At 66.0% G+C, this 15027-nt stretch carries 14 protein-coding genes; 5 read left to right on the forward strand and 9 right to left on the reverse strand.

What is annotated here, in order from left to right; translation table 11 throughout:
• Positions 1–3: 3 nt before the first annotated feature.
• From CupriaWKF_RS02150 to CupriaWKF_RS02165, 4 genes are all read right to left on the reverse strand, one after another.
• Complete coding sequence (locus tag CupriaWKF_RS02150) at positions 4–1152, reverse strand: ABC transporter permease (RefSeq protein WP_276099408.1); 1149 nt, start codon at positions 1150–1152, stop codon at positions 4–6.
• Positions 1149–2141 carry an ABC transporter ATP-binding protein gene (locus CupriaWKF_RS02155; RefSeq protein ID WP_276099409.1) on the reverse strand — a complete coding sequence of 331 codons (993 nt, stop codon included), beginning with the start codon at positions 2139–2141 and terminating at the stop codon, positions 1149–1151. Before CupriaWKF_RS02155 ends, CupriaWKF_RS02150 begins: the two co-directional genes overlap by 4 nt.
• The gene (locus tag CupriaWKF_RS02160) at positions 2138–3085 is read right to left on the reverse strand and encodes an HlyD family efflux transporter periplasmic adaptor subunit (RefSeq protein ID WP_276100636.1); all 948 of its coding nucleotides are present in this window, start codon (positions 3083–3085) and stop codon (positions 2138–2140) included. The genes CupriaWKF_RS02155 and CupriaWKF_RS02160 overlap by 4 nt, the downstream gene beginning before the upstream one ends.
• Before the next feature lie 65 nt (positions 3086–3150).
• Positions 3151–3852 carry a TetR/AcrR family transcriptional regulator gene (locus CupriaWKF_RS02165; protein WP_276099410.1) on the reverse strand — a complete coding sequence of 234 codons (702 nt, stop codon included), beginning with the start codon at positions 3850–3852 and terminating at the stop codon, positions 3151–3153.
• A 216-nt stretch (positions 3853–4068) separates the two neighbouring features.
• Between CupriaWKF_RS02165 and CupriaWKF_RS02170 the strand changes: the two genes are divergently transcribed.
• Positions 4069–5445 carry a carbohydrate porin gene (locus tag CupriaWKF_RS02170; RefSeq protein WP_276099411.1) on the forward strand — a complete coding sequence of 459 codons (1377 nt, stop codon included), beginning with the start codon at positions 4069–4071 and terminating at the stop codon, positions 5443–5445.
• Between the two features lie 169 nt (positions 5446–5614).
• Here the strand turns inward: CupriaWKF_RS02170 and queF are convergent, their stop codons facing one another.
• Positions 5615–6448, reverse strand: coding sequence for an NADPH-dependent 7-cyano-7-deazaguanine reductase QueF (queF, locus tag CupriaWKF_RS02175; protein ID WP_276099412.1), 834 nt, complete (start codon positions 6446–6448; stop codon positions 5615–5617).
• Positions 6445–8004: a threonine ammonia-lyase, biosynthetic gene (gene ilvA, locus CupriaWKF_RS02180; RefSeq protein ID WP_276099413.1), complete on the reverse strand. Its 1560-nt coding sequence runs from the start codon at positions 8002–8004 to the stop codon at positions 6445–6447. Before ilvA ends, queF begins: the two co-directional genes overlap by 4 nt.
• Before the next feature lie 285 nt (positions 8005–8289).
• Here ilvA and otsB point away from each other — a divergent pair, with 285 nt between their 5' ends.
• The 4 genes from otsB (at position 8290) to CupriaWKF_RS02200 (ending at position 12765) form a co-directional block, all read left to right on the forward strand.
• Positions 8290–9069 carry a trehalose-phosphatase gene (gene otsB / locus CupriaWKF_RS02185; RefSeq protein WP_276100637.1) on the forward strand — a complete coding sequence of 260 codons (780 nt, stop codon included), beginning with the start codon at positions 8290–8292 and terminating at the stop codon, positions 9067–9069.
• Positions 9070–9198: 129 nt separating this feature from the next.
• The gene (locus CupriaWKF_RS02190; RefSeq protein ID WP_276100639.1) at positions 9199–10956 is read left to right on the forward strand and encodes a glycoside hydrolase family 15 protein; all 1758 of its coding nucleotides are present in this window, start codon (positions 9199–9201) and stop codon (positions 10954–10956) included.
• A 34-nt stretch (positions 10957–10990) separates the two neighbouring features.
• Positions 10991–12382 (forward strand): alpha,alpha-trehalose-phosphate synthase (UDP-forming), encoded by a 1392-nt coding sequence (otsA, locus tag CupriaWKF_RS02195; protein ID WP_276099415.1) that lies wholly within the window; start codon positions 10991–10993, stop codon positions 12380–12382.
• A gap of 32 nt (positions 12383–12414) precedes the next feature.
• The gene (locus CupriaWKF_RS02200) at positions 12415–12765 is read left to right on the forward strand and encodes a 4a-hydroxytetrahydrobiopterin dehydratase (RefSeq protein WP_276099416.1); all 351 of its coding nucleotides are present in this window, start codon (positions 12415–12417) and stop codon (positions 12763–12765) included.
• Positions 12766–12837: 72 nt separating this feature from the next.
• Here CupriaWKF_RS02200 and CupriaWKF_RS02205 read toward each other — a convergent pair whose 3' ends face one another.
• Genes CupriaWKF_RS02205 through CupriaWKF_RS02215 form a run of 3 tightly spaced genes read right to left on the reverse strand, consistent with a single transcriptional unit; the run spans position 12838 to position 15006 of the window.
• Positions 12838–13449, reverse strand: coding sequence for an NTP transferase domain-containing protein (locus CupriaWKF_RS02205; RefSeq protein WP_276099417.1), 612 nt, complete (start codon positions 13447–13449; stop codon positions 12838–12840).
• A 7-nt stretch (positions 13450–13456) separates the two neighbouring features.
• Positions 13457–14479, reverse strand: coding sequence for an XdhC family protein (locus tag CupriaWKF_RS02210; protein ID WP_276099418.1), 1023 nt, complete (start codon positions 14477–14479; stop codon positions 13457–13459).
• Positions 14452–15006 carry a carbon monoxide dehydrogenase subunit G gene (locus CupriaWKF_RS02215; protein WP_276099419.1) on the reverse strand — a complete coding sequence of 185 codons (555 nt, stop codon included), beginning with the start codon at positions 15004–15006 and terminating at the stop codon, positions 14452–14454. Before CupriaWKF_RS02215 ends, CupriaWKF_RS02210 begins: the two co-directional genes overlap by 28 nt.
• Between the last annotated feature and the right edge of the window lie 21 nt (positions 15007–15027).

Consider the following 15027-nt stretch of genomic DNA (forward strand, 5'->3'; position numbering starts at 1 on the left):
CCGTCAGTCGAGCGTACGGCGGTAGAAGCGCACGGCGATCCCCATCACCACCACGATGAACAGCGCCATCGGCCATATATTGGGCCACAGCTCCGTCCATCCGTTGCCCTTGAGCAGGATGCCGCGGATGATGCGGTGGAAGTACGTCATCGGCAGGATGTTGCCGATCGCCTGCGCCCAGCCCGGCATGCCCGCGAACGGGAACATGAAGCCGGACAGCAGGATATTGGGCAGGAAGTAGAAGAAGGTGAGTTGCATGGCCTGCAACTGGTTCTGCGCCAGCGACGACAGCGTGATGCCGACCGTCAGGTTGGCCGCGATGAACAGCAGCGCCGCCATGTACAACACCAGCACGGAGCCGAAGAACGGCACCTGGAACACCCAGCGCGCGGCGATCAGTACGATGGTGGACTGGATCAGGCCGATGAAGATGTACGGGATGATCTTGCCGGTCATGACCTCGATCGGCTTCACGGGCGTGGCGAGCAGGTTCTCCATGGTGCCGCGCTCGCGTTCGCGCGTCATGGCAAGGCCCGTCATCATCACCATCGTCATGGTCAGGATCACGCCCATCAGTCCGGGAATGATGTTGTACTGCGTGATGCCTTCGGGGTTGTAGAGGCGCTGCACCTGCACGTCGAAGGGCGCCTTGCCGCCGGCCAGCGGCGCGAGCGAGCCTTTCAGGTCGGTGCGCGCGACACTGAATGGCAACTGCGCCAGCGCGGCGATCGCGGCGCTGGTGGCGGACGGATCGGTGGCGTCCGCTTCCACGAGCAGCGCGGGCCGTTCGCCGCGCAGCAGCTTGCGTGTGAAATCGGGCGGAATGCTGACCACGAACTGCACGTTGCCCTTCATCAGCGCCTCGCGCCCGGCATCTTCATCCGGCAGCGTGCCCACCATCCTGAAGTAGGTGGAGTTCTCCATGCCGGCGATGAACGATCGCGTGAATTCGCTCTGGTCCGCGGCGATCACGGCGGTAGGCAGGTGGCGCGGATCGGTGTTGATGGCAAAGCCGAACAGCAGCAGCTGCATGATGGGCAGGCCCACGATCATGGCGAAGGTGACGCGGTCGCGCCGCAGCTGCAGGAACTCCTTGAGCACAATGCTCCACCAGCGATCGAAGGAGAAGCCGAATCGTCCGTTTTGTTTCATGACTGTTCCTTGTGCGTCTTGCGGCCCGCACCGGTGCCTGCGCCTATGTTGTCTTCGGCGCGGCTCATCATGTGGATGAAGACGTCTTCCAGGCTCGTCTGGGTTGGCTCGACACGCCGCCCCGGGCCGGCCAGGCGCCGCAGCGTTTCGCCAAGCAGCGCGGCGTCGCGGCCGGTCACGTGCAGCGCGGTGCCGAAGACGACGGTCTGCTCCACGCCCGGCGCGCCGCGCAGCTGTTCGGACAGCTCGGCCAGCTCGTCGCCTTCGACGCTCCAGGTGGCGAGGTTCTGGCTGGCAACCACTTCGTCGGCGGTGCCTTGCGCGAGCAGCTTGCCGTAGGCGATGTAGGCGAGCTTGTGGCAGCGCTCGGCCTCGTCCATGTAGTGCGTGCTGACCAGCACCGAGATGCCGCGCGCGGCCAGCAGGTGAAGCTGCTCCCAGAAATCGCGCCGGGCCTTCGGGTCGACGCCGGCAGTCGGTTCGTCGAGCAGCAGCAGCTCGGGTTTGTGCAGCAGGCACGCGGCCAGCGCCAGCCGCTGCTTCCAGCCGCCCGAGAGCGAGCCGGCGAGCTGCGCCGAGCGCGTGGCCAGGCCCAGGCCTTCTAGCGCGCGGTCGACCGCCTCGCGCCGGTTGGACATGCCGTAGACGCGCGCGACGAAGTCCAGGTTCTCGCGGATCGACAGGTCGTCCCAGTACGAGAATTTCTGCGTCATGTAGCCGACGCGGCGCTTGATCTCGTCGGACTCGCGCAGGATGTCGAAGCCCAGGCAGGTGCCTTGCCCGGAGTCGGGCGTCAGCAGGCCGCACATCATGCGGATCGACGTGGTCTTGCCGCTGCCGTTCGGTCCCAGGAAGCCGAAGATCTCGCCGCGCGCGACCTGCATGGTGAGGTCGTTGACCACGTGCTTGTCGCCGTAGTGCTTGTTGAGGCCGCGCACGTCGATGGCCAGGCCGCCGTTGGCACCATTCGCGGTGGGCGTGCTGCTCATGGCCGATGCACCTCCACCGGCTGGCCCGGGCGCAACTTGGGCGCGTCGGCCTCAGACGGACGGGCCTCGATCAGGAACACGAGCTTGCGCCGCGTCTCGTTGCTGTAGATGACCGGCGGGGTGTACTCGGCTTCGTTCGAGACATAGCTGATGGTGGCCGCCACCGGCGCCGGGCAGCCATCGCAATGCACCTGCACCGACTGGCCATTGCGCAGCGCCCCGACCACGGTCTCGGGCACGTAGAAGCGCACCTTGACGTTGCCGGGCGGCAGCATGCGCACGACGGGGCTGCCAGCGGGGATCCATTCGCCAAGGCGATAGGGCGTGTCATACACGAGCCCGGCCTGCGTGGCCGCTACCGCCTTGCGCGAGAGCTTCCATTCGGCCTGGGCCAGCGCCGCACGCGCGGCCTCGACCTGCGCGGCCTGCGCGGCTTGCTGGGCATCGCGGCCGGGCAGGCGGGCGACGTCGATATCACGCTGCAGTTCGCGCACGCGCGCGGCATCGCTCGCGGCGGTGGCGCGCGACTCTTCGAGCTGCGCCTGCGAGATGCCGCCGATGTCGTACTGACGCTGGTCGCGGCTGAACTGTGCGGCGCTGCGTTGCGCGGTGGCCTGCGCCTGCGCGAGCTGGGCGCGGCTGACATCGACCTCGACCGGGCGCTTGCCGGTCTTCATGTCGGCGAGCTGTGCCTCGGCGGCGCGCAACTGCTCGGCCGCCTGCTGGCGCGCCGCGCGTTCGTCATCGGATTCCAGCACGAACAGCGTCGTGCCCTTTGCGACCTGCTCGCCGCGCTTTACCGCAAGGCTGTCCAGCCGGCCCGCGAACGGCGATGCCACGCTGACGAATTCGCCTTCGACATAGCCCTGCCACGTGGCGGACTTGTCCTGGCCGCAAGCCGTCAGGGCCGCCAGCGGAAGCAGCAGGGCCAGCGTTGGCCACATGCGTCGTGCGATGGCCAGGGAATCAGGCAGGAATCGGGGTGCTTGCATGGCAGTGCGAGAGTGCGTCAGTCGGTGGCGCCGTCGGGCGGCGTAGGGGCAGCTGGCGCCAGGCCCTGCGTCAGCAGCGTGCTGACGTGGCGGACCAGGGTCTCGGTATCGACATGCCCGGCGCCGGGCAGCCGCTGCCAGATATGCGATGTGGCCAGCGGCAGCAGCGCCAGTCCGACCAGCGATGGCATCACCAGTGTCGGCTCCAGGCCGGGATTGAGCTTGCCGGCGGCGATCGCCGTCGCCAGCGGCGCGCTCAGGGCGCCGGCGCGCTGCAGCGCGAAGCGGTTCAGCACGCGCTCGCGCAGCAGACCGTCGGCACCGGCGACTTCACGGATCCATAGCCCCGGAAACCAGGGTGTGGCAGCGGCCACGCGGATCATCCGGCCGGCAATGCCGACCAGCATGGCCACCGGGTCCGCGGGCGCCACCGGGGGCGTGAAGATCGCGTCGACGAGCTGCTGCAAGCGTTCCTCGACGATGGCGTCGAGCAGCTGGTCGCGGTCGCGGAAGTAGTAGTGCACTAGGGCGGGCGTCACGCCCGCGTGCTCGGCGATCGCGCGGATCGGTGTGCCAGCCACGCCGTGGCGTGCGAACAGTTCGGTGGCCGCGTCGAGCAGTTGATCGCGCTGGCCGGGATTCCCGGAGGTCGGGCGACCAGGGCCGCGACGCTCGGCGCGGGGCTTGGCGGTCTTGCGGGCGGCTGGGCGGTCTGGCATCGGCTGGAATCGCTGATCTGACGGAAAGCAGTTTGATATTAATTTTCGAGTTAATTAATTCAAGGCCTGTTACAACGTTGATGCGGAGTCACGTTCATGTCATGTAAAGATGTTGCGTTGCAGCAAGGGCGGGTAGACAGGTCATACCGCCTTGGCTATCCTTCGACCCGCCCATAGTCCGCTTCCAGCCGGAACCGGAAAAACTGTCCACCGCCCATGCGTTTTCGATTCCCGGCTGCGATGCCGCGCCAGATCTTTGCCCGCTGCCTCGCCGCCATGCTGTCGGTGGGGGCGAGCGTGCCGGCGCTGGCGCAGGATGTGGCGGCAGAATCCGGCACGGAGGCGGTGGCAACCGAAAGCCCGTTCGCCTTTCACGGCCAGGCGACCTACGTCTGGCAACGCAAGCCTGCCTTCAACGCGGCCTACTCGGGGCCGAACAGCCTGACCACCGATCGCGCCAAAAGCTACTCGTTCACGAGCACGCTCGACCTGGGCCTGCGGTTGTGGCAGGGCGCGGAATTCCACTTCAACCCTGAAGTCGCGCAGGGCGTGCCGTTCTCGCAGTTGCACGGCATGGCGGGCCTGAGCAATGGCGAACTTGCCAAGGGCGCCAGCACCAATCCCGTCTTCTACCGCGCCCGTGCCTTTATCCGGCAGACCTGGGGGCTTGGCGGAGAGACCGAGAAGCTGGACGACGACTTCAACCAGTTCGCGCGCACGGTGGACAAGCGCCGCGTGGTGCTGACCGCCGGCAACTTCGGCGTGCTCGACGTGTTCGACCAGAACGACTACGGTTCCGATCCGCGCACGCAGTTCATGAACTGGTCGTTCCTGACGCACGGTGCGTGGGACTACCCGGCCGATGCGCGCGGCTACAACTGGGGCGTGGCACTCGAATACATCGGCGACGACTGGTCCGCGCGCATCGGCCGTTTCCTGCAGCCGCTGGAATCGAACGGGCTGGAACTCGACACGCGCATGTTCGAGCACTACGGCGATGTGCTCGAACTCGAAAAGCGCTACACGGTGTCCGGGCGGCCCGGCACGGCGCGGTTGCTGTTCTTCCGCAACAAGGCGCGCATGGGGGCGTTCAACGACGCGATCCAGTTCGGCCAGGCCAACAACGTCACGCCGGATGTCGCGGACGTGCGGCAGGAGCACGCCAAGGTCGGCGTGGGGCTGACGCTGCAGCAGCAGGTGAATGATTCGCTGGGCGTGTTCTTCCGCGCCAGCATGTCGGATGACAATACCGAGACCTATGCCTTTACCGAGATCGGGCGGCAGGTGTCGTTCGGCGGCGTGCTGAACGGCAGCTCATGGGGCCGGGCGCGTGATGCGCTGGGTATGGCGTTTGCCGTGAACATGCTCGGGTCGAGCCATCGGGCATATCTTGCCGCTGGCGGGCAGGGGGCGTTCCTGGGGGATGGGGCGCTCAACTATGCGCCGGAGCAGGTGTTCGAGATTTATTACAGCTTTCAGCCGTTTAAATATCTGAGTATCAGTCCGGATTTTCAGTATGTGAGGAACCCCGGGTACAACGCTGATCGGGGGCCGGCGAAGTTTTATGGGGTTCGGTTTCATGCTGAATTTTGAGGGGGGCGCATGCCAAGCACGACAGCCCAATCCCAACCACAAAGCCCCGCCGGCTACGCCGGCGAAACAGCGGCGCCTGCCAAGCAAGACGAGCTAATCAAAACTACAAAGCCCCGCCGGCTACACCGGCGAAACAGCAGCGCCTGCCAAGCACGACACAACCAACCCTTTACTGCCGAGCATTCCTAAAATTATCCGGCCAAGCCGTATTGAAATTAGTCCGAAACGGATTGATATCCAGCCCGCCGCGCCGCGTATAACGCGCATAAACCGCCAGCTTCACCGGCTTGCACTGCCGCATCACATCCATAAAAATCCGCTCCACGCACTGCTCATGAAACTCATTATGGTTGCGGAATGAAATCAGATACTTCAGCAGCCCTTCCTGATTGATCGGCGCCCCGACATACCGGATCTGCACGCTGCCCCAGTCCGGCTGGCCGGTCACCAGGCAATTGGACTTCAGCAAGTGCGACACCAGCGTTTCCTCGACCGGCGTTTCGCTCTGATCCGCATGCAGCAATTCGGGCGCGGGCTCGTAGCGGTCGACTTCGATATCCAGCCGGTCCAGCAGCAATCCCTCCAGCTCGCCCATCTTCTGCTTGCCAAGGTCGGCTTCGGTCACCAGCCGCACCTGCACGGTCCCGCCCGTTGCTTCCGACAGGTCATGGTGCAGCAGTTGCTGCAACGCTTCCGGCGACGCGATCTTGCTCTGGTTGAACGAGTTCAGGTACAGCTTGAACGACTTGGACTCGATGATATTGGGCGTGCCGGCGGGAATGATGAAGGTGGCCAGCGCCACCTGCGGCTTGCCTTTCATATTCAGCCACGACACCTCGTACGCATTCCAGATGTCCACGCCGAAAAACGGCACGGGCTTGCCTTCGGGCAGGCCGATCTCGGTGCGCTTGGGCTGGCGCGGGATCGGGAACAGCAGCGTCGGATCGTATTCGGTCTTGTATGCCGAGGGCTTGCCCAGCGGCGAGTGTTCAGGAAGGCTCATGCTTGAGCTCCGCGATCGGAGAGGAACAGCCTGTAGACCGGATTCTCGGTCTCGTCCCAGTGTACGTAACCGAGCGTCGAAAGGAAGGCGCGGAAGGCGCGCTTTTCGTTCTTCGGCACCTGGATGCCGACCAGGATGTTGGACGTGTCGCCACCCTGGTTGCGGTAGTGGAACAGGCTGATGTTCCAGTTCGGGCTCATGCTCGACAGGAACTTCATCAGCGCGCCCGGGCGCTCGGGGAATTCGAAGCGATAGAGCAGTTCGTCATGCGCCAGCGGCGAGATGCCGCCGACCATATAGCGGATGTGCTGCTTGGCCAGTTCGTCGTTGGACAGGTCCAGCGTGTCGAAGCCGTGGCGGCGGAAGCCCGCGGCGATCTTGTCGTTCTCGGCGCGGCTGGCGATCTGCACGCCGACGAAGATGTGCGCGATCTTCTTGTCGGCGATGCGGTAGTTGAACTCGGTCACGCTGCGCGTGCCTACCAGTTCGCAGAAGCGCCTGAAGCTGCCGCGCTCTTCGGGGATGGTGACCGCGAACACGCCTTCGCGCGCCTCGCCCACTTCGGCGCGCTCGGCGACAAAACGCAGGCGGTCGAAGTTCATGTTGGCGCCGCACGCGATCGCGACCAGGTGCTGGCCCTTGAGCTTCTCGCGCTCGGCGTACAGCTTGAGGCCGGCCACGGCCAGCGCGCCGGCCGGTTCCAGGATGCTGCGCGTGTCCTGGAACACATCCTTCAGGCCCGCGCAGATCGCGTCGGTGTCCACCAGCACGATTTCATCGACGAGTTCGCGCGTGATGCGGAAGGTCTCCTTGCCGACCAGCTTGACCGCGGTGCCGTCGGAGAACAGGCCCACGTCCTTGAGTTCGACGCGCTTGCCGGCTTCCACCGAGCGCTTCATCGCATCGGAATCGACGGTCTGCACGCCAATCACCTTGATCTCCGGGCGCACGGCCTTGATGTAGGACGCGATGCCGGAGATCAGCCCGCCGCCGCCGATGGCGACGAAGATCGCGTGGATCGGGCCCGGATGCTGGCGCAGGATCTCCATGGCGATGGTGCCCTGGCCGGCAATGACATCGGGATCGTCGAACGGGTGGATGAAGGTCAGCTTGTGCTTCTTCTCCAGTTCCGCGGCATGGTTGTAGGCGTCGCTGTACGATTCGCCGTGCAGCACGATCTCGACCCACTTGCCGCCGCGCTCGCGCACGGCGTCGATCTTCACCTGCGGCGTGGTGACCGGCATGGCGATGATCGCGCGGCACTGCAGGCGCGCGGCCGACAGGGCCACGCCCTGCGCATGGTTGCCGGCCGAGGCGGCAATCACGCCGCGCCTGAGTTCCTCTTGCGTGAGCGACGCCATCTTGTTGTACGCGCCGCGCAGCTTGAACGAGAACACCGGCTGCGTGTCCTCGCGCTTGAACCACACCGAGTTGCCGGTGCGCGCCGACAGATTGTGCGCGAAGGTCAGCTCGGTCTCCTGCGCCACGTCATAGACCTTGGCGGTCAGGATCTTCCTGAGATAGTCGGGTTTGGAGGAGGCGGGCTTGCGGTTCATGTCTGCGGGTTGGCGAAAGGCCCTGGCGGCGCGACGCAACGGCGCGGGGAAGGGCGAAAATGGGGCGCAAGAAGCGCGCGCAAAAAAGCCGGAAATTTCGGCGGAAACCGCCAATGATAAAGGATCGGAACGCCGCACAAGTCCACGGACGCCACCGGGCATCCGGGGCGGGGTGGCGCCGCGAGCACTACGGCGCGGACAAGGACGGGCCAATGTGACGAACTGTCCCGTGTAGGACAGCGCCCGGTGGACGCTCGCCAGAATCACATGCTACGGTTTGACGCGATGCCCCCGTTACCGCTCATCGAACCCAATACCGCGCTGTTTCTCGACTTCGACGGTACCTTGGCCGATCTTGCGCCCCGCCCCGAGCTGGTTCAGGTCGAGCCCGAACTGGTCGGGACGCTGCGCAGGCTCTACGAGCGCCTGGAAGGCGCGCTCGCCATCGTTTCCGGCCGGCCGATCGTCGAACTCGACTACTTCCTGCAGCCGCTGCTGCTGCCGGCCGCCGGCGTGCACGGTGCCGAACTCCGCACCGAAGGCGCCCAGGTCGAAATGAAGCCGGCTCCAGGCCTGGAGCCGCTGATCCCGCCGCTGGAAGCGCTGGTGCGCCGGCATCCGGGGCTGCGTCTCGAGCGCAAGTCCGTGGCGGTCGCCATCCACTATCGCGAGGCGCCCGAACTGGAAGGGCTGGTGCGTGCCGCGGTGACGGACGTGCTGCGCCATGCAACCGGCCTCGAGGGCATGCCCGGCAAGATGGTCGTGGAGATCAAGCCCGCGAGCATTAACAAGGGCGACGCGATCGCGGCCTTCATGAACATGCCGCCGTTTGCCGGGCGCGGCCCCATCTTTGCCGGCGACGATGTGACAGACGAGGCGGGCTTTGCCGTGATCCGCAAGCTCGGCGGCGTCGGCGTGCTGGTCGGCCAGCGCGACACCCTGGCCACGGTCAGCGTCACCGGGCCGGCCGCGCTGCGCTGCTGGCTGCACCGGTCCGCGCGCGCGCTCGATGGCACACCGGCCCCGGATGAGTTGCCGGGTGTCCGCTCCACAACGACATCTTGAGGGGGATTCGCTGTGACATCCGTAACCAATCCAAGCAGCCCATCCGAACTGGGCCACCCGCCGTCGGAAGGCGTGCACAAGACCGTCGATGGCGGCACGCGCCAGGCGGCGCCTTCGCTGTCGCTCGGCATGATCGGCAATTGCGCGTTCTCGGCGCTGGTCGACTGCCGCGGCCGGATCGTGTGGGCGTGCATGCCGCGCTTTGACGGCGACCCGGTCTTCAACGCGCTGCTCGACCCGAGCGAGAACGCAGGCCACTTCTCGATCGAGATCGAGGACTTCCACGCTTCCAGCCAGTGGTACGAACCGAATACCGCCGTGCTGCGCACGCGCCTGACCGACATCCACGGTAACTGCCTGGAGATCACCGACTTCGCGCCGCGCTTCTTCCGGCTGGGCCGCTATTTCCGGCCTATCACGATCGTGCGCCGCATCCGCCCGGTGCGCGGCGCGCCGCGCGTGCGCGTGGTGGTAGCGCCGCGCTTCGAGTGGGGACGCAAGGTGCCGGAGATCACGCGCGGCAGCAGCCATGTGCGCTACATCGGCGACAGCATGACGCTGCGCATGACCACCGATGCGCCACTGGCCTACGTGCTGTCGCACACGCCCTTCCTGCTCACGCGCAGCCATAACTTCATCCTCGGCCCCGATGAGACGCTCAATCACGGTGTCGAGGAAACCGCGCGCGACTTCGAGCAGGAGACCACCTCCTACTGGCGCATGTGGAGCCGTCGCCTGGCGGTGCCGCGCGAATGGCAGGACGCGGTGATCCGCGCCGCGATCACGCTCAAGATGTCGCTGTATGAGGAAACCGGCGCGATCGTTGCCGCGATGACCACCAGCATCCCCGAAGCGCCTGGCAGCGGGCGCAACTGGGACTACCGCTTCTGCTGGCTGCGCGACGCGTTTTTTGTGGTGCGCGCGCTCAACAGCCTGTCCGAAGTCGGCACCATGGAGGACTACCTGCGCTGGCTATCCAATGTGGTGATGCAGTCGCAGGACGGGCATATCCAGCCGCTGTACGGCATCGGGCTCGAGCGCGAACTGCCGGAAAGCATCCTCGACCACTTGCCCGGCTACCGTGGCATGGGTCCGGTGCGCGTGGGCAACCAGGCGCAGGAGCACTTCCAGCACGACGTCTACGGCAATATCGTGCTGGGCGCGGCGCAGGCCTTCCACGACCACCGGCTGCTGCATCGCGGCGGCCCGTCCGAATTCCGGCGGCTCGAGGAAGTCGGCGAGCAGGCCGTGAAGGTGTTCGGCACGCCCGATGCGGGCATGTGGGAGCTGCGCACGCGCGCACGCGTGCACACCTCGTCAGCGCTGATGAGCTGGGCCGCGTGCGACCGCATTGCCAAGGTCGCGGAAAAGCTCGCGCTGCCGTCGCGCGCGGAGTACTGGCATGAGCATGCGCAGCGCATGAAAGACCGCATCCTGGCCGAGTCGTGGAATGCGTCGCGCCAGGCCTTCACTGAAAGCTTCGGCGGGCGCGAACTCGATGCCAGCGTGCTGCTGATGGCAGAGGTGAACTTCATCGATCCGCGCGATCCGCGCTTCATGTCCACGGTCAAGGCACTGGAAGGGACGCTGTGCGACGGCCCGTATATGCGCCGTTATGAAGCGCCCGACGATTTCGGCAAGCCCGAGACCGCGTTCAATATCTGCACCTTCTGGCGCATCGATGCACTCGCACGGATCGGGCGGCGCGATGAAGCGCGGGAGATCTTCGAGGCGATGCTGGCGGCGCGCAATCCGCTGGGCCTGTTGTCCGAAGACACCCATCCGGTGACGGGCGAGATGTGGGGCAACTTCCCGCAGACCTACTCGATGGTCGGGCTGATCAACGGCGCCATGCGTCTGTCGTCGCCCTGGGATAGCGTGATCTGAGCGGGGCCGGCATGACGAACACCAACGACCTGATATGCCAAGACTAGTAGCGGTATCCAACCGGGTTGCCGATCCGCGCAATATGGCCGCGGGCGGGCTCGCGGTCGCGTTGTCCGAAGCGCTGCGCCAGACCGGCGGCCTGTGGTTTGGCTGGAGCGGCAGGGCGCTGGAAGCCAGCCAGGGGGGCACGCCGGGCGAAGGCGAGCTCCACCTGCAGCAAGCCGGCAATGTCACGCTGGCCACCGTGGACATGAGCCGCGAAGACCATGACGCCTACTACCTCGGCTACAGCAACGGCGTGCTTTGGCCCGCGTTCCATTACCGCCTGGACCTGGCCGACTTCGACTCGAACTACCTCAATGGGTACCGCCGCGTGAACCAGCTGTTCGCACGCAAGCTGGCGCCGCTGCTCGAGCCCGATGACATCATCTGGATCCACGACTATCACCTGATCCCGCTGGCGGCCGAATTGCGCGCCATCGGCTGCGGCCAGCGCATCGGCTTCTTCCTGCATATCCCGCTGCCGCCGCCGCTGATCCTCGCGGCCATCCCGCAGCACGACTGGCTCATGCGCGCGCTGTTCGCCTACGACTTGCTTGGCTTCCAGACCCACACCGACCTGGAGCACTTCTCGCGCTACGTGCAGAACGAAGCGTTCGCCGAGCCGATGGGCGAGCATCGCTTCCGGGCCTTCCATCGCACGGTGCGCGCCGAGGCCTTCCCGATCGGCATCGACGTGGACGAGTTCATCGAGCTGGGGCGTGGCACTGAAGCACAGGAAACGTTCGAGATGATGCGCGGCCAGTATGCGCAGCGCAGGCTGCTCCTCGGCATCGACCGGCTCGACTACTCGAAGGGCCTGCCGCAACGTCTGAAAGCGTTCTACCGGCTGCTTGCTGAGTACCCGGAGAATCGCATGAGCGCGACGCTGGTACAGATCGCGGCACCGTCGCGCGAGTCGGTGGATGCGTATGCCGACCTGCGCAACGAGATGGAGCGGCTGAGTGGCGCCATCAATGGAGAGTTCGGCGAGCTGGACTGGATGCCGGTGCGGTACATCCACCGCACCACGGCGCGCAAGCGGCTGCCGGGCCTGTGCCGTGCCAGCAGCGTGGCGCTTGTCACACCGCTGCGCGATGGCATGAACCTGGTGGCCAAGGAATTCATCGCCGCGCAGGACCCGGATGATCCGGGTGTCCTGGTGCTTTCGCGCTTTGCCGGTGCGGCGGAGCAGCTCAAGGAGGCGTTGCTGGTAAATCCGTATGATACGCGCGCCACGGCGCAGGCCATTCAGCAGGCCTTGCATATGCCGCTTGCCGAGCGACAGGCTCGGCATCAGAAGTTGCTGGAACGCGTGCGCTGCCAGGATGTGCACTGGTGGAGCCAGGAGTTCCTGCGGGCCCTGTCGGAAACCGAGGGTGGCTGAAGTCTTGCTGCGGCTGCCGAAGGAGGATTGCCATGAGCGAGAAACTGGAATCGCAGACCTGCACGCCTTGCCGTGGAGGCATTCCGCCGCTGGAACGGGCAGAGGCGGAAGCGCTATTGGCCGAGACGCCTGGGTGGACGCTGGCCGACGACGCCGGCCGGCTCGAACGCCGCTTCACCTTCGGCAACTTTGCGCAGGCGCTGGCCTTCGTCAATGGGGTGGGGGAACTGGCCGAGGCGCAAGGCCATCATCCGGAGATCAGCTTTGGCTGGGGGCATGCCACGGTGTCGTGGCGGACCAAGAAGATCAAGGGGCTGCATCGGAATGATTTTATTATGGCGGCTAAGACTTCGGGGGTGGCTGAAGGGGTTGTTCGGGGGTAAGGGGTTCTTGGCATGCGCTGCTGTTTCGCCAGCTACGCCGGCAAAACAGCGGCGCCCGCCAAGAACAACGACTCAACGCCTGCTGAGATCCCCCGGCAAATCCACATCCCTAAACGCCCCCTCATCCTCCGTCAAAATCCTCGTCACAGGCTGCGTCTTCAACAGGGCCCTGGCCCCTTCATCCCCATCGAGGCGAAGCAATTCCTCCCGCCAGGCCGCGCCAAATCCAACCGGATGCCCACGCTGCCCGTCGCGCCACGGCGCGGCGATGGTTTCGGGCGTGGTGATGGTCAGGGCCACCGCCCTGACCAGTTCCATCGGCAACCACGGCATGTCGGCAAGCGCCACCACCCAACCATGCGCATCGGGCGTGGCGGCGACTGCCGCACGCAGCGCCGCGCCCATGCCGGCCTCGGCCTCGGCGGCTTCGATCACACGGCAGCCGCCCCGGCGCAATTCTTCTGAGAGCTCAGGATTGCCCGGCCGGATCACGGCGATCGAGTCTGGAAGCGCCGCGGCCAGCGTGCGCGCGCTGCGCCACGCAATGGTGCGGCCGTCAGGCAGCTTTTCGAGCAGCTTGTTGCGCTGGCCATTGGCGTCGAAACGCCGGCCGAACCCGGCCGCCAGCAGGATCCCGGTCGGCAGGTCGGTCTTGATCAGGGGCGCATTGCGGGCGGCATTCATGGCGTGCTCAGGTGCTGCAGCTGCTGCCGGTGCCTGCCGCCATTTCCCGTGCGGCCTTGGCGCCCTCGACCTGGAGGATGTCCGGTAGCGAGACGTGGTTCTTGGCGGCCACGACTTCGGCCAGGATGGAGATGGCAATCTCGGGCGGCGTACGGCTGCCGATGAAGATCCCGACCGGGCCGTGCAGGCGGGCCAGCTGAACATCGTTCAGGTCGAACTCCTTGAGGCGTTCGCGCCGTGCCTGGTTGTTGCGGCGCGAGCCCAGCGCGCCGACGTAGAACGCGCGCGTGCGCAGCGCTTCCATCAGGGCCAGGTCGTCGAGCTTGGGGTCGTGCGTGAGCGCGATCACCGCGCAGCGCTCGTCGAGGTTCATCTCCATCACGGTGTCGTCGGGCATGGTGCGCACCATGCTCACGCCAGGGATGTCCCACGTTTCCGTGTATTCCTCGCGCGGGTCGCACACGGTGACCTGAAAGCCCAGCCCCACGGCAATCTGGCACAGGTACTTTGACAACTGCCCCGCGCCAATCACCAGCATGCGATAGCGCGGGCCGTGGATGGTGCACAGCGTCCGGCCGTCAAAGGCCAGGCCATCGGTGGCTTCTGCCGGTCCCAGCATGGCGTTGCCGGTGGCCATGTCGAGCGTGCGCGTGACCAGCCGGCCGTTCTCGACCGCGTCGAGCAATTCGGCGATGCCGCTCGCCGGCCCGATGGGCTCGGTCACCAGTTCGATGGTGCCGCCGCACGGCAGGCCGAAGCGGTGGGCTTCCTCGGCGCTGATGCCGTACTTGACCGATTCGGGATGGTCCGCGGTGATGCCGAGCCGGCGCACGCGGTCGATCAGATCGTCTTCGATGCAGCCGCCGGAAACCGAGCCGACGACGAGCCCGTCATCGCGCACGGCCAGCATCGCGCCTTCGGGGCGGGGCGACGAGCCCCAGGTCCTGACTACCGTGACCAGAAGCACGCGGTGGCCTTCCTGCTGCCACCGTACGCTGCTTCTCAGGACTTCGAGATCCACGCTGTCCATGATCGCTTCCGCTTGGGTTCCTCTGTTTGTTGCGTCTCGCCGCCATCGGAGGCGGCGCCTTGTTGCAGTTCGGCTTCATCGTGCGCCGGCGCGGCCAGTGCCTGGGTGAAACGCGTGAAGAAGGCGTCCGCCATCTTGCGCGCCGCGGCGTCTACCAGCCGCGAGCCGATCTGCGCGATCTTGCCGCCCACCTGCGCCTTGACCGCATACGTGAGAACCGTTTCGTCGCCGTCGGCCTCCAGCGTGACGCGCGCGGACCCCTTGCCGAAGCCTGCCGCACCACCCTGTCCGTCGAACTGGATGGTGTAGCTGTCCGGCGCCTGGATGTCCTGCAGCGCCATGCGGCCCTTGAAGCGCGCCTTGACGGGTCCGACCGCCGCGGTCAATGCGAGTTGGTAGGCATTTTCGCCGTCAGGCTCGATGCTCTCACATCCCGGAATGCACTGCTTGAGCAGCGCCGTGTCGTTGAGCGCCTCCCATGCCACTTGCTGGGGCACCGGCAGGCGCTGGCTTTGGTTCATTTCCATGGGGGCGCTCCTTGTCTGCGT

The organism is Cupriavidus sp. WKF15 (assembly GCF_029278605.1).
GTDB lineage: Bacteria > Pseudomonadota > Gammaproteobacteria > Burkholderiales > Burkholderiaceae > Cupriavidus.

Coding starts and splice junctions, on each gene's coding strand:
- CupriaWKF_RS02200 (WP_276099416.1), top strand. CDS start 12,415: ATGAGCGAGAAACTGGAATCGCAGACCTGCACGCCTTGCCGTGGAGGC.
- CupriaWKF_RS02210 (WP_276099418.1), bottom strand. CDS start 14,479: ATGGACAGCGTGGATCTCGAAGTCCTGAGAAGCAGCGTACGGTGGCAG.
- otsB (WP_276100637.1), top strand. CDS start 8,290: ATGCCCCCGTTACCGCTCATCGAACCCAATACCGCGCTGTTTCTCGAC.
- CupriaWKF_RS02150 (WP_276099408.1), bottom strand. CDS start 1,152: ATGAAACAAAACGGACGATTCGGCTTCTCCTTCGATCGCTGGTGGAGC.
- CupriaWKF_RS02155 (WP_276099409.1), bottom strand. CDS start 2,141: ATGAGCAGCACGCCCACCGCGAATGGTGCCAACGGCGGCCTGGCCATC.
- CupriaWKF_RS02160 (WP_276100636.1), bottom strand. CDS start 3,085: ATGTGGCCAACGCTGGCCCTGCTGCTTCCGCTGGCGGCCCTGACGGCT.
- CupriaWKF_RS02190 (WP_276100639.1), top strand. CDS start 9,199: ATGATCGGCAATTGCGCGTTCTCGGCGCTGGTCGACTGCCGCGGCCGG.
- otsA (WP_276099415.1), top strand. CDS start 10,991: ATGCCAAGACTAGTAGCGGTATCCAACCGGGTTGCCGATCCGCGCAAT.
- CupriaWKF_RS02170 (WP_276099411.1), top strand. CDS start 4,069: ATGCGTTTTCGATTCCCGGCTGCGATGCCGCGCCAGATCTTTGCCCGC.
- CupriaWKF_RS02215 (WP_276099419.1), bottom strand. CDS start 15,006: ATGGAAATGAACCAAAGCCAGCGCCTGCCGGTGCCCCAGCAAGTGGCA.
- ilvA (WP_276099413.1), bottom strand. CDS start 8,004: ATGAACCGCAAGCCCGCCTCCTCCAAACCCGACTATCTCAGGAAGATC.
- CupriaWKF_RS02205 (WP_276099417.1), bottom strand. CDS start 13,449: ATGAATGCCGCCCGCAATGCGCCCCTGATCAAGACCGACCTGCCGACC.
- queF (WP_276099412.1), bottom strand. CDS start 6,448: ATGAGCCTTCCTGAACACTCGCCGCTGGGCAAGCCCTCGGCATACAAG.
- CupriaWKF_RS02165 (WP_276099410.1), bottom strand. CDS start 3,852: ATGCCAGACCGCCCAGCCGCCCGCAAGACCGCCAAGCCCCGCGCCGAG.